10 protein-coding genes are annotated in these 12,830 nt (G+C 68.8%); 4 read left to right on the top strand and 6 right to left on the bottom strand.

Features of this window, described 5'->3' with window-relative positions:
* Positions 1–169 precede the first annotated feature (169 nt).
* Complete coding sequence (locus HUA74_RS13235; protein WP_174454811.1) at positions 170–1,798, top strand: YifB family Mg chelatase-like AAA ATPase; 1,629 nt, start codon at positions 170–172, stop codon at positions 1,796–1,798.
* A gap of 12 nt (positions 1,799–1,810) precedes the next feature.
* On the opposite strand, the gene HUA74_RS13230 is transcribed toward HUA74_RS13235, so the two are convergent.
* On the bottom strand, positions 1,811–3,193 hold the full coding sequence (locus HUA74_RS13230) for an NAD(P)/FAD-dependent oxidoreductase (protein WP_174454810.1): 1,383 nt from the start codon (positions 3,191–3,193) through the stop codon (positions 1,811–1,813).
* 491 nt (positions 3,194–3,684) lie between these two features.
* Here HUA74_RS13230 and recA point away from each other — a divergent pair, with 491 nt between their 5' ends.
* A complete protein-coding gene (gene recA / locus HUA74_RS13225) occupies positions 3,685–4,713 on the top strand; it encodes a recombinase RecA (protein WP_174454809.1) in 1,029 nt (342 codons plus the stop codon).
* On the opposite strand, the gene HUA74_RS13220 is transcribed toward recA, so the two are convergent.
* From HUA74_RS13220 to pssA, 4 genes are all read right to left on the bottom strand, one after another.
* On the bottom strand, positions 4,710–5,213 hold the full coding sequence (locus tag HUA74_RS13220; protein WP_141647764.1) for a DUF1285 domain-containing protein: 504 nt from the start codon (positions 5,211–5,213) through the stop codon (positions 4,710–4,712). The genes recA and HUA74_RS13220 overlap by 4 nt on opposite strands.
* A gap of 58 nt (positions 5,214–5,271) precedes the next feature.
* On the bottom strand, positions 5,272–6,738 hold the full coding sequence (locus tag HUA74_RS13215; RefSeq protein ID WP_174454808.1) for a hypothetical protein: 1,467 nt from the start codon (positions 6,736–6,738) through the stop codon (positions 5,272–5,274).
* Positions 6,735–7,997 (bottom strand): CinA family nicotinamide mononucleotide deamidase-related protein, encoded by a 1,263-nt coding sequence (locus HUA74_RS13210; protein WP_174454807.1) that lies wholly within the window; start codon positions 7,995–7,997, stop codon positions 6,735–6,737. The genes HUA74_RS13215 and HUA74_RS13210 overlap by 4 nt, the downstream gene beginning before the upstream one ends.
* Before the next feature lie 246 nt (positions 7,998–8,243).
* Positions 8,244–9,104 carry a CDP-diacylglycerol--serine O-phosphatidyltransferase gene (gene pssA, locus HUA74_RS13205; RefSeq protein WP_174454806.1) on the bottom strand — a complete coding sequence of 287 codons (861 nt, stop codon included), beginning with the start codon at positions 9,102–9,104 and terminating at the stop codon, positions 8,244–8,246.
* A 119-nt stretch (positions 9,105–9,223) separates the two neighbouring features.
* Here pssA and HUA74_RS13200 point away from each other — a divergent pair, with 119 nt between their 5' ends.
* Entirely contained in the window at positions 9,224–10,348 is a 1,125-nt protein-coding gene (locus HUA74_RS13200) for an alpha/beta fold hydrolase (protein WP_174454805.1), read from the top strand.
* Here HUA74_RS13200 and HUA74_RS13195 read toward each other — a convergent pair whose 3' ends face one another.
* Positions 10,349–12,013 carry a hypothetical protein gene (locus tag HUA74_RS13195; RefSeq protein ID WP_174454804.1) on the bottom strand — a complete coding sequence of 555 codons (1,665 nt, stop codon included), beginning with the start codon at positions 12,011–12,013 and terminating at the stop codon, positions 10,349–10,351.
* Positions 12,014–12,508: 495 nt separating this feature from the next.
* On the opposite strand from HUA74_RS13195, the gene HUA74_RS13190 reads away from it, so the two are divergent.
* Positions 12,509–12,778 (top strand): HU family DNA-binding protein, encoded by a 270-nt coding sequence (locus tag HUA74_RS13190; protein WP_002635502.1) that lies wholly within the window; start codon positions 12,509–12,511, stop codon positions 12,776–12,778.
* Positions 12,779–12,830: the final 52 nt, after the last annotated feature.

Genomic DNA, 12,830 nt, shown 5'->3' with positions numbered 1-12,830 from the left:
TGGCTAGACCCACCTTCACTAATCCAGTGCATCTGGAATCGTGACGCGCGGGCCCTCGGGATGGGCATCCGCCTGGGGAGATTGGATTCGAAGGGCCGTCGCCTCGGGACGCCGTCGGTACGCGGGTTGCTCCGCGAAGGTCGCGACGTCTGAGGGAGAGGGCGGGGACATGCTGGCGAGGGTGCGGTCGGGGGCGTTGATGGGTATCGACGCGGTGGTGGTGGAGTGCGAGGTCGACATGGCGCTCGGGCTTCCCTACTTCAACGTGGTGGGGCTGCCAGAGGGCGCGGTGCGGGAGTCGAAGGTGCGCGTCGTGTCCGCGCTGAAGAACACGGGCTTCGAGCTGCCGCAGAAGCGCATCACCGTGAACCTGGCGCCCGCGGACTTGCGCAAGGACGGGGTGGCGTTCGAGCTGCCCATCGCCCTGGGCGTGCTGGCGGCGGCGAAGCTGCTCGAGGACGGGCCCCTGGCTCGCTACCTCTTCGGTGGAGAGCTGTCGCTGGACGGCTCGCTCAAGCCCATCAAGGGAGTGTTGCCACTCGCGGTGGCGGCGAGGGACCGGGGCTTCGAGGGCGTCATGGTGCCAGCGGCCAATGCGGCCGAAGCCGCGCTCGTCGAGGGACTGACGGTGCTCCCGGTGACGAGCCTGCGCGAAGCGGTGGACCACCTCGCGGGCACCCACGTCATCACGCCCTTCCGCCGCGAAGGCCCCTCCGCCGCGGCGCCGCAGGGGCGGCCCGAGCCCGACATGGCGGATGTGCGGGGACAACCCGAGCTCAAGCTCGCCCTGGAGCTGGCGGCCGCAGGTGGGCACAACGTGCTGATGTGCGGACCACCAGGCTCCGGCAAGACGATGCTCGCACGGCGCCTGCCCAGCATTCTTCCGGCGATGACCTTCGCCGAGGCGCTCGAGGTGACGAAGGTCTATTCGGTGTTGGGGCTGCTCAACGCGGGACACTCACTGGTGCGAGCACGGCCCTTCCGCGCGCCGCACCACACCCTCTCCGATGCGGGCCTCGTCGGCGGAGGCCCCCTGGCGCGCCCCGGCGAACTCTCCCTGGCGCACCACGGCGTGCTGTTCCTGGACGAGTTGCCGGAGTTCCGACGAAACGTGCTGGAGGTGCTGCGCCAACCGCTGGAGGAAGGGGTCATCCACCTCGCACGGGCGAACCAGAACATCAGCTATCCGTGTCAGGTGATGCTGGTGGCGGCGATGAACCCCTGCCCGTGCGGCTACTTCAACGTGCCGGGCCACACCTGCACATGTCCCGAGCATCGGGTGTTCGACTACCACGCGCGAGTCAGCGGACCTCTTCTGGACCGTGTCGACATCACACTGCAGACGCGCCCGGTGGAGTACCACCACCTGGCGCGCGCGGAGCCGAAGGAGACCACGAGCCTCTACCACCGGGAGCGCGTGGAGACCGCGCGGCAACGCCAACGGGAACGCTACCGTGACGAGCCCAGCGTGCACTGCAACGCCCAGCTTCCCTCCCATCTGCTGCGACGCCATTGCGTCCTGAGTCCGCGAGCAGAGCGGATGCTCGAGCTGGCGGTGCGTCACCACGGCCTGTCCGCACGCGCGCATGACCGGCTGCTCAAGCTGGCCCTGACTCGGGCAGACCTGGAAGGACACGGGCGCATCGAGGACGTGGACATGCAACTCGCCATTGACTGCAGGGCACTGGACCGGCGTGGGTGGCTGCACGCCAACACGCACGGCGGCACCCCGCCCTCCCGTTCCGGTTCCCGCTGGCCGGTGACTCCTTCCGGAACGGGGCCACCCGAGCGCCCCTAACGCGGCGGAGGCTCAGTGCGAGGACGGAGGAGCCAGCCCCCGCGAGGATGCGGCGCCGTGTGTCGAGGGCTCCGCGTCCGTCAGCAGTATCTGCTCGCCGCGGGTGGTCGAGCTCGGGAGACGGAGCTGATCCAACCGAGGCGCGGGGCCGGTGATGATGCGGGCCGACTTGTTGAACGTCAGATACGAATAGGCCCAGTCGAGCATCACCGCCAGCTTGCTGCGGAAGCCGATGAGGAACATCAGGTGGATGAAGAGCCAGGCCGACCAGGCGAGGAAGCCCGATTGCTTGAAGCGGCGGAAGGCGATTCCCACCGCGTGGCCGCGACCAATCACCGCGTAGGAGCCTCTGTCCCAGTACTTGAACGGCACCATCGGCTGGCCCCGGAGCCGACGGAGGATGTTGTGGGCCGCGTGCTTGCCTTCCTGCATCGCCGCGGGCGCGAGCCCCGGCACAGGCGTGCCATCCGCCTGCTTGAGCGAGGCGAGGTCTCCCACGACGAAGACATCCTCATGCCCCGGCACCGTCAGCTCGGGCGTCACGTTCACCCGGCCCGCGCGGTCCAGCGGAGCACCCAACGAACGCGCCACCGGCGAGGCGGCGACACCCGCGGCCCAGAGAACGGTGCGGGCCGCGATGTGTTCCGTGCCGATGTAGACGCCTGACTCGTCGATGTTCGTCACCCGGGCGCCCGTGCGGACCTCCACGCCCAGCTTCTCCAGCGTGCGGCGGGCCTGCGCGGCGAGGTCGTCGGGATACACGGGCAGGACCTTGCCCAGCCCCTCGATGAGGATGATGCGCGCGTCGCGCGTGTCGATGTTCTTGAAGTCTCCCGTCAAGGAGCTCCGACTTATCTCCGCCAGCGAGCCCGCCATCTCCACGCCCGTGGGCCCCGCACCGATGATGACGAAGTTGAGCAGCGCCCGGCGGATGCTCGGGTCCGTCTCCCGCTCGGCCATCTCGTAGGCCAGCAGGACGCGACGCCGAATCTCCACCGCATCCTCGATGGACTTGAGGCCCGGGGCGAAAGGCGCCCAATGGTCATTGCCGAAATACGAGTGCGTCGCCCCCGTGGCGATGACGAGGTAGTCGTACTTCAGTTCGCCATCCGACAGCAGCACCCGCTTGCCCGCGGTGTCCACACCCGTCACGTCCGCCAGCACCACCGCCACGCCCTTGGGACCCAGGAGCCCGCGCAGGGGTGCGGCAATCTCACTGGGACTCAACGTCGCCGTGGCCACCTGGTACAGCAGCGGCTGGAAGAGGTGGTGGTTGTGTCGGTCCACCAGCGTGATGCGGACAGGCGCCTTGACGAGCTGCCGCGCGGCGCTGAGCCCGGCGAACCCTCCACCGAGGATGACCACATGAGGCAGGTCTTCGCGTTGGGTTTTCACGAGGGAAAGGTCATGCCGCCCCCTCCAAACTTCAACGCAAAGCGCCGTGCCCCCGACGAGCAACCGAGCGCCCCCTTGCTCCAGATGAATCGCACGATAATGCGAGGCATTAAGCGAAAGACTGGGAGCCCCCACAGTCTCATCTGCAAGCCCATGCAGTCCCCGCTCACCGCGGCTTCGCGGGGGGTATCGGGCGACGCGCGTGTGGCTCTCCCGCGATGGCACCGGGACATCGGCGGTGCAATGGAGGTGTCCGCCCCGGAGACGCGCGCCGAGCCTGTCGGGGCCCGAAGGACATGTGCGGGCTCGCCGCGCGCACCCTCCACCATCCGGGACACTCCACCGGCCTCGCGGACACCTCGTCACGCGCGCTCCAGGGGAGCACGCCCCCGGCATGCACGTTGCTCATCCCCACGCCGATGCGTCCGTCACCTCCATCCGGAGGAGAAGGAACGCAGCACAGTCACAAGGACAGGGCGGCGAGGGTGTCGATGAGCAAGCTGACGGAGAAGCTGAAGGCAGTGGCGGCGGCGGTGGCATCCATCGAGAAGCAGTTCGGGCGAGGCTCGGTGATGACGCTGGGGGCTGACGCGCACGAACAGAAGGTCGCGGTGATTCCGACGGGCTCCGTGGGACTCGACCGGGCCCTCGGTGTGGGCGGCTATCCCCGAGGGCGCGTGGTGGAGGTGTTCGGCAACGAGTCGTCGGGCAAGACGACACTCACCTTGCATGCGATTGCGCAGGTCCAGGCTGCGGGAGGCGTGGCGGCCTTCATCGACGCGGAGCACGCGCTCGACATCCACTACGCGCGCAAGCTGGGCGTGCGCGTGGAGGAGTTGTTGGTCTCACAGCCGGATACCGGTGAGCAGGCGCTGGAAATCACCGAGCAACTCGTGCGCTCCGGCGCCGTGGACCTCATCGTCGTGGACTCGGTGGCGGCGCTGGTGCCCCGCGCGGAAATCGAAGGGGAGATGGGAGACGCGCACATGGGCGTGCAGGCGCGGCTGATGAGCCAGGCCCTGCGCAAGCTCACGGGCGCGGTGAGTCGCTCGGGCACCTGCATCGTCTTCATCAATCAGATTCGCATGAAGATTGGGGTGATGTTCGGCAACCCGGAGACCACCACGGGCGGCAACGCCTTGAAGTTCTACTCCTCGGTTCGGCTGGAGATTCGCCGCACGGGCAACATCAAGGACGGAGACGCCGTGGTGGGCTCGAGGGCCCGCGTGAAGGTGGTGAAGAACAAGGTCGCCCCGCCCTTCCAGGAAGCGGAGTTCGACCTGCTGTACGGCAGCGGCATCCACCGCACAGGCGAGGTGCTCGACCTGGGCGTGGCCTCGGGCCTCATCGACAAGGCCGGCAGCCACTTCAGCCTGCGGGGAGAGCGCATCGGACAGGGACGGGAACGCGCGGTGGAATGGCTGCGTGAGCACCCCGACGCCCTGGAGACGCTGGCCCGGGAACTGGCGGGTACGCCGCCCCTCCCCTGCCCCACCGCGCCCGTGGAGGCAGCGGCCTAGCCAGCCAGCTCATCCAGGGTGAGGGCCACGGGATAGCGACGCTCACCCGCGCACAACAGCAACCCACCCTCGGGAGCCGGCTCCAACAACTGGCCGAGTTGGTACTGCGCGTCCCGGGAGAAGCGCGCCTTGGCCCTGCCCTGCTTCACGCGACAGGTCAGGACCCCATCGGACTCCGCGGCCAGGGTGGAGAGGTCCAACACCTCGGCGGTGCGGTCACTCAACCGGATGGACACGCGTTCCTCCGGCGTGACGTCCACGGTCCGCACCTCGTACGCGGCATCCGCCACCTGCACGAAGCACCAGTCATTGCCGATGCGGAGCTGGTAGCGGCCCGTGTCGTCCAGGATGAGGGAAGCGTTGAAGAGCTCGATGATTTTCGGATGCTCGATGGGCTCGTCGTCGTGCCACCAGCGCAGGCGGGCATCGAGGCGGATGCCGCTGTCCTCGCGGGTGTGCCAGCGCTTGCCGGCAGGAGGCTGTCCGGTGGGAGGTTGCATGGCCTCTTTCTATCTGCGCGCGGAGCCTGGGGGATTCAAGTCCTCGGGCTCCACTGCCCTACCAGTTCCGGACAAGCTCCGTGTAGCCCCGGAAGGCCACCGCGCCCCAGAAGTTCACCAGCACGCCCAGCGCCAGCGTCGCCAGCACCACGCGCTGGCGCAGCGACCAGCCGCCAATGGCGAAGAGCAGCAAGAGATAGGGCGTGTAGTCCAGACTGAAGCGGAAGCCGAACTGCATGTAACCCGTGTTCTGGTAGAAGAGCCCTGGCAGCGCGCACACGGCCACGGTGAGCCACAGCGGCCAGTGCAGGCGCGGTCTCAGCTTCGGAATCAGCAGGAAGACGAGCAAGGGCAGCGTCAGCAACAACGTGAGCCCTCGGGGGTCATAGCCGAGCTTGAGCGGCGCCAGCGACAGCGACGGCCACTTGAGGAAGGCGGCCTCCAGGTTGCGCCCCAGGTATTCCCAGTGGAAGAGGCCCCACCGGTCGATGTCCACGTTGACGCGGTTGTTGAAGAGGAAGGCGTGGCCGAACTCGCTCAATCGGCCGAAGCGATACACGTTGTAGCCAGCGGCCAGCAGCCCCAGCGGTGCGGCGCCCAGCGCGAACAAGCCCACCTTTCGCGCCGCCGGCTTCCAGTTGCGCCCCAGGGCCTTGAGTTGCTCCAGCCGGGGCTCAGGGCCCGGGCACAGCGCCTCCAGCACGAAGAAGAGACCCGCGAAGAACAGCGGCGTGCGCGTGAGCGTGGCCATGGAGAAGAACACTCCGGCCAGGCCAGGCCGGTGGGCACGCAGGGCGTTGCGCACGTAGAGGCAGGTGAGGGCCACGCCCATGACCTCGGCGCTGAACCACACCTCGCCACGTATGGCGCAGTAGAAGAACAACGTGCCGAAGGCGAGCGTGAGCGCGAGCACGACGTTCTCATCGCGGGTGCGCGCCGTTTCACCTTCCTTCGCCAGGAAGCGCAGCAGCGAATAGAAGAGCGCCACCGCCAACGCGCCAACGATGACGCCGAACGAGGTGTCGTTGAACTGATACCCGTGCAGCGCGACGAAGGGCAGCATCGCCACGGCGGGGAAGGATGGGAAGCTCACGAACCAGCGGTCATCGGGAAGCGGCCGGCCCTCGCAGCGGACCTTCTCGCCACCCATCTGACGCACACAGGCCCAGTCCTCCAGATTGGGGAGGACCTGGGGGTCCACGTCCAGCCGCCCCTCCAACCACGACTGGGCCTGGTAGATGAAGTGCGGCGCCGCGCTCTGGCGCAGGAAGCGCTGGGAGCTGAAGCTCGAGAGCACGACGAACGCCACCACGAACAGCAGCACCTCCACGCGGTAGGCGGCGAACCACACGCGAAGCATGGCACCGGGCGCGCCTCCCGAAAGCGAGGGCGCGCTCTGCGTGGAGGGGGCAGTGGCCTCCGCGGGCGACTCGGGAGCTGGGATGGCCGACTCCTCTGGGGCCGGGCCCGTCACACCGGGCTCGGGGGTGGATGGCTCTTGGCGCTTGGACTTGGAGCGACTCATGGGCGGGCGGCGGACAGCAGGTGCTGTCGCAGCATCTCCAGCGTGTGGGAGGCAGCGAAGAGCCGCACGCGCTCTCTGTCTCCGGAAAAGGACATGCGCTCACACCGGGTCACCAGGTCCGGGCCCGCGAGCGCGCAGTACACGGTGCCCACGGGGTCCTCGGGAGTTCCTCCCCCAGGCCCCGCGTACCCTGTCACGGACAAGCCATATGTGGTGCCGCAGGCGGCACGCGCGCCCTCGGCCATGGCGATGGCCGTCTGGGAGGACACGGCGGAATGACGCTCGAGAATCTCGGGTGGAACACCCACCCATGCGGACTTCATCTTCTCCGAGTACACCACCGCCCCTCCGACGAAGACGGTGCTGGCTCCCGCCACCGCCGTGAGCCACTGGGCGATGAGGCCCCCCGTACAGCTCTCCGCCGTCGCCAGCGTGGCGCCCGCGCGGCCCAGCACGTCCAGCAGCACCGGGGCGTACTCGTCCCCGTCCGCGCCGAAGACGTGGGCACCCAACACCCGTCGGCAGTCGACCTCGGCGGCCGCCAGCGCACCATCAGCCTCGGCCTGCGAGGGCGCCTCCGCCATCAGCTTGAGGTGGTTCTCCGGTGCGTGCGTTCGGAAGCCGAACACCACCCGGGGGTGGCTCGAAGCCAGGGGCGCCACGGCGAGGTCCATCTCCGACTCGGGAAGCCCCACCGTGCGCAACAGGCGGAAGGCACGGAAGACTCGACCGGGTCTGGCCTCCAGCTCCGCCTGGATGCGTGGCAGCACCTCTCCATCCAGCAGGGCGCGGAACTCGCGCGGCACGCCGGGCAGGAAGAACAGGCGACAACGTCCCAGCGTGAGGATGACGAGGGGCGCGGAGCCCACCAGATTGCGTACCGGCTCGCTGCCGCGAGGGATACGGGCCATGCGCAGCGCGCTCGGGTTGATGGGGAGACCCCGGGCCGCATAGCGCTCTTGCAGCCAGCCAAGCACCCGTGCGTCCTCCTCGAACGGGACACCCGCGGCGGCGGCGGCGCACTCCAGCGTGAAGTCGTCCGCGGTCGGTCCCAACCCGCCGGAGACCACCACCACCTCCGCCCGGGACGACGCCTCCAGCAACGCCTGGGTGATGTCGGGGCGGACGTCGCCCACCAACACCACCCGCTCCACCTTGACGCCCAAGTCGAAGAGACGGGACTCCAGGTAGGTGCTGTTCGTATCCGTGATGAGGCCGGTGACCAGCTCGTCACCAGTGCACAGCAACTCGACGCGCATGGGTCGCGCATCCTAGCGGCACCTGTCAGCCTCGGCACGGACGGAAGCATCTCCGCGCTCGCTCACCCGCCAGGACCGCGTCCGGACGCCCGCCTTCCCTCGGCGCGGGCTCGCGCCTGCTTCCTCGGTGCCGGGCACGTCTGCACGGCGAGGGCCGCCTTCGGGCGAGGTCTCGGCACTCGCGCCGTGGCGTCGTCGAGCGGGTGTCGGCCGCCCAGAAGGAGGGCTCCGACTCCGCTCGTTCGGTCAGAGGAAGGCGGGCCCGTCGTTGCCCGGACCGGTACCGTCCTCGGCCTCTTCGTCATCATCCTCGTCGTCGATGACGGCGGCGACAGCCGTGGAGCCGGCGGTCACCTTGCGCGCGGCCAGATGCGTGCGCACCTGCACCGCGGACTCCACCAACCCCAGCGCGAGGTACGCACCACAGCAGGCCACCAACAACCACGCGGGATGGTACTGCGTCGCGATGGCCACACCGCCGACCACCATCAACGTGAACACACCCGCGCTCTTGCGACTGGGACGGGTGTCCTTGAAGGTGCGGTAACGCACCGTCGACACCATCAGCAGCGCCAGTCCCACCACCGCGACCGCCACCGGGACAACGGCCGACTCGTGCAACGGCTCGCCTCGCGAGGCCACGTGGTGGGAGATGATGACCGAGACGAGCATGCCTGCGGCCAGGGGAATCGGCAGGCCCACGAAGAAGCGCCCACCCCCGCCATGCGGATTGCGCGCCGCCAGCACGTTGAAGCGCGCCAGCCGCAGCGCGCCGCACGCGGCGAACGCGAAGGAGATGAACAGCCCCGCGAAACCCAGCGGCGCCAACGCCCACTTGTAGACCAACAGCGCCGGAGCCGCCCCGAACGAGACGACGTCCGCCAGACTGTCGAGCTGCACACCGAAGTCGCTCTGCGTCTTCGTCAACCGGGCGACGCGACCGTCGAACCCGTCGAAGAACATCGCGAAGAAGATGGCCAGCGCGGCCTGATAGAGCTGGACGGGACCCGCTTCACCCGCGCACAGCGTGATGGCGTAGAAGCCACAGAAGATGGACGTGACAGTGAAGAGGTTCGGCAGCACGAACATCAGTTTCCGTAACTTCATCGCTCCCTCGACTTCCTCTGATGCCCGTGAGTTCCTGGCAACAGGACGGCGGGTGAACGGACCTTAGCAGGGTTTTATTCGAGGCACCGTCAGACCGAGGGGTCATCCAGGAGGGCAACATGGGAGACTGGCGATGGGTCGTGTGGGTGCTGGTCGCCAGCCTAGTCGTGGTCATGGGCAATGTCCTGTGGGTGGCGCTCGTCCGGAGGTGGTACCGGCTGCGCACCCCGCTGCCCCAGGCCCTCAAGGCCCAGTGCGCGGATGGATGGGAGCTGGCGGTCCACGCCCGGCGCGCCCCCGTGCGGCGCTTCGAGGAGCCGGTGCTGCTGTGCCATGGACTGGCCGCCAACCGGTACACCTTCGACTTCGAGCCCCCCTATTCCGTCGCCCACTATCTGGCGGAGGCGGGCTTCGACTGCTTCAGCGTCGAATGGCGCGGCACCGGGCACTCGCGCCTGCCCCCCCGTGGCCGGCGGTACACGGACTTCACCATCGATGACCACATCCTCCAGGACGGCCCCGCACTGCTGGAGCTGGCCCTGAAGGAGACGGGCGCGAAGCGGGCCTTCTGGCTCGGGCATTCGCTGGGAGGGCTCGTGGGCTATGCCCTGGCGCAAGGCCCGGAAGGAGCGAAGCTGTCGGGACTGCTCACGCTCGGCGCCCCCGTGCACTTCAAGTCAGAGCCCTTCCTGCGCACGCTCATCTCGCTGGGCGTCCGCGCGGCATGGCCCGCGCGCTTCCGGCAGGAGTGGATGAGCGCAAGCCTCGCGCCCTTCCTCGGCTACGTGACGCTCCCGCTGTCGGACCTGGTGGTGAATCCCCTGCACATCCCTCCGCGCATCCAGCGGCAGGTCTACGCGAACATGATGTCGTCGATGAGCCGCAAGGTGCTGCTCCAGTTCCAGGACTGGATTGAGCATGACGCGTTCCGCTCGTTCGACCGCACCCGTGACTGGCGCGCCGGCATCTCCCGCCTCCAGCTCCCCATCCTCGTCATGGGCGGGAGCGCGGACCGGCTGGCCACCGCCGAGAACGTGGAGAGCCAGTTCGCCCTCGTCACCTCCGAGGACCGCACGCTGCACGTCTTCGGCAGGGACCGGGGCGACGCGCTGGACTACGGGCACGGAGACCTCGTGTTCGGCAAGGGCGCGCCCCAGGAGGTGTATCCCGTCATCCGCGAGTGGCTGGAGAAGCACGCCACGCCCCTGGATTCGGCCGACGCGCCCGCGCCACCCCCCGCGTGATCAGCGCGGGCCGGGCCGGGGCTCGGCGAGGCGCTCCACACACGGCGCTTCCTCGCCCCTCCGGTCCTCCGTGCGGATGCGCCCCAGTCTCACCCGGGTGTCTCCCGTGCACTCGACCCAGATGAGGCCCTGGCTGGCCCCCCGTACGAGGAGCGCGTCCACGCGCAGGTCGCCATCACCCATCGCCGCCAGCACCGTCTCACCGCTGTCTCGCGCTTCCACTCCCGTGGCGTCCAGCCTCGCGAGCGTGTCCACCACCAGCGCCGCTTGCCCGCACTGCTCCAGTTCCGCGTCGCGCAGGGACACTCGCGCGTTCTGCGCCGCGAGGACGCAGGCCCCCGTGGTTCGCCGAATCACCACGCCCTCCACGTCCGCGCGCACCTGACGCAGGTGCAGTCCGTCTCCCGTGATGCCATCCACCGAGCGCACGCCCACCACGGTGCCGCCCGTGAGCCTCAGGCTTCCGCCGACCGCCACCACTCCGTACTCGGCGGCATCCTCCACATGGAGGCGCCGCGCCTCCACCTCCGAGCCCGTGAGCTGGAACGCACCGTGGCTGCCACTGCCGCGCACCACCACGTCCTCCAGCAGCACGCCGCGCGAGGCGACCACGCCCAATCCCGCCCGTTCGGCGCCCACTGAGAAGAGCCCCCGCACCTCCAGGCGCAGCGCACGCATGGCGGAGACCGCGAGCTCGTGCCCCCGCACTCGCACGTCCTCCATCACCAGGCTGCCCTCCACCACTGAGAACGCCGCGCCTCGGCCGCCTTCCGACACCGCACGACGGACCTCCGCGTGCCCACCATCCATCCCCACCGCCGTCACCGGCCCCGTGAAGCGCACGTCCTCCAGCAGCACCCGAGACTCGGCACCTCGGACGCGGACCGCGCGACGGAAGGGACCCGTGAAGGAGGTTCCTCGCAGCCACGCGTCCCGGGATGACGGTGGAGACGGAGCCTCTTCGGGCGCGTCGAGCAGGACACCCACGGTCTCCGACACGGTGGCCTCGAAGCGTGCATCCACCGCGTCGAACCTTCCGGAGGTCACCCGCACCGCGCCCTGGCGCTGGCCGCTGAAACCCACGTTCTCCACCAAGACGCGCCCGCCGCCCGTCACCTCCAGGCCCCAGGTTCCGCCCCGCACCTCCAGGTTCCGCAACAGGACTCCCCCCGTTCCCGTGGCTGGCGACGAAAGGTCCTGCGGATCCGTGGCTTTCAACGGAGATCCACTCGACACCGCGACCGAGCCCCGCGGGCCCAAGGGGCTCAACGGGAAGCCACCATGCCCCACGGACTGAGACGGCACGCCCTGCTGCCCAGGGGAGGTCCACGGGAAGCCACCATGCCCCTCGGGCCGAAACGGCAAGCCCTGCAAGCCTGGAGAAATCGGCGGGAGCACACGCTGCCCATCACTCGCAGGCCCTTCCGCCCCACCCGATGGCCCGGCGGCGCTCGGCAGCGTCTCCTCGGGTCCCTCCGCCCCACCTGATGGCCCGGCGGCGCGCAGCACCGTGCCCTGCGGGGCTTCCACCAGCAGCACCGTGCCGGGTCCCTCGCCCTCCAGCCGGACGTCCTCGGGCAGGGTGAAGGGGCCCCGGTACGCTCCCGCCGCCAGGTGCACCGTCAGCGGACCCGGCCGGGCCAGCGCCTCCGCCAGCGACCTCAAGGGCCTCTCCCTGGAACCATCCCCGGGCCGCCACCACGCCGCGTCCACCCACACCTCGACACGGACCTGCTCCCGCCCAGGGGGAACTCCCCCGGCCACGGGCAGCCCCGGGCCCCGGCAGGCACCCAGCGTCAGGATCATCAACGTCGGAAACGTTCGGAAGCGCACGCAGGCGGAAACCCTAGTCCATTCCCGCCCACCCCGACCCAGGCGCGATCAGCAACACACGCCAAGTGATCGAAATCCCAAAGACTTTCTTCAAATCACGATCAACCCAATTGTTTTCGACACCCTGATTCCACACGGTGTGTCGGTGTCTCGGGTGCGGATTTCTCCCTCTGTCTACGCCCGGTGTTTCACCGAGCCAACTTTTCGTCCGGAGGCCGATTTTCCGGCCTCGGAGCGCGGTCAGCATTGACAGGGAAAAGAGCGATTTGTTACCACCGGTTGGCTTACGCGCATTCAAGGCCAGACAACGCAGGACGGAGGGGCGTAATGACCAAGGCAGAGCTCGTCGAGGTGGTGGCGGCGCAGACACGTCTCACCAAGAAGTCGGCGGCGCAGATCCTCGACATCGTCTTCACCAACATCGGCAAGGCGGTGAAGAAGGACGCGCGATTCAGCTACCCCGGCTTCGGAACCTGGTCGGTGCGTTCCCGCAAGGCGCGGAAGATTCGCAACCCGCAGACCAACGAGATGATGAAGCTGAAGGCCTCGAAGACCATTGGCTTCCGTCCGGCCAAGGAGCTGAAGAACTCGCTGTGAGTCGCTGACGCCACCCCGGTTCATGCCGTGGCGTCCCAGGGACTCGCGATGA

Origin of the sequence: Myxococcus sp. CA051A, assembly GCF_013336705.1 — a bacterium.
In the GTDB taxonomy this organism is placed as follows: Bacteria; Myxococcota; Myxococcia; order Myxococcales; family Myxococcaceae; genus Myxococcus; species Myxococcus llanfairpwllgwyngyllgogerychwyrndrobwllllantysiliogogogochensis.
Note: the sequence above shows the minus strand (reverse complement) of the source record. Positions and strands in the feature narration are given on the sequence as shown.

Coding starts and splice junctions, on each gene's coding strand:
- HUA74_RS13235 (WP_174454811.1), top strand. CDS start 170: ATGCTGGCGAGGGTGCGGTCGGGGGCGTTGATGGGTATCGACGCGGTG.
- recA (WP_174454809.1), top strand. CDS start 3,685: ATGAGCAAGCTGACGGAGAAGCTGAAGGCAGTGGCGGCGGCGGTGGCA.
- HUA74_RS13220 (WP_141647764.1), bottom strand. CDS start 5,213: ATGCAACCTCCCACCGGACAGCCTCCTGCCGGCAAGCGCTGGCACACC.
- HUA74_RS13215 (WP_174454808.1), bottom strand. CDS start 6,738: ATGAGTCGCTCCAAGTCCAAGCGCCAAGAGCCATCCACCCCCGAGCCC.
- HUA74_RS13210 (WP_174454807.1), bottom strand. CDS start 7,997: ATGCGCGTCGAGTTGCTGTGCACTGGTGACGAGCTGGTCACCGGCCTC.
- pssA (WP_174454806.1), bottom strand. CDS start 9,104: ATGAAGTTACGGAAACTGATGTTCGTGCTGCCGAACCTCTTCACTGTC.
- HUA74_RS13200 (WP_174454805.1), top strand. CDS start 9,224: ATGGGAGACTGGCGATGGGTCGTGTGGGTGCTGGTCGCCAGCCTAGTC.
- HUA74_RS13190 (WP_002635502.1), top strand. CDS start 12,509: ATGACCAAGGCAGAGCTCGTCGAGGTGGTGGCGGCGCAGACACGTCTC.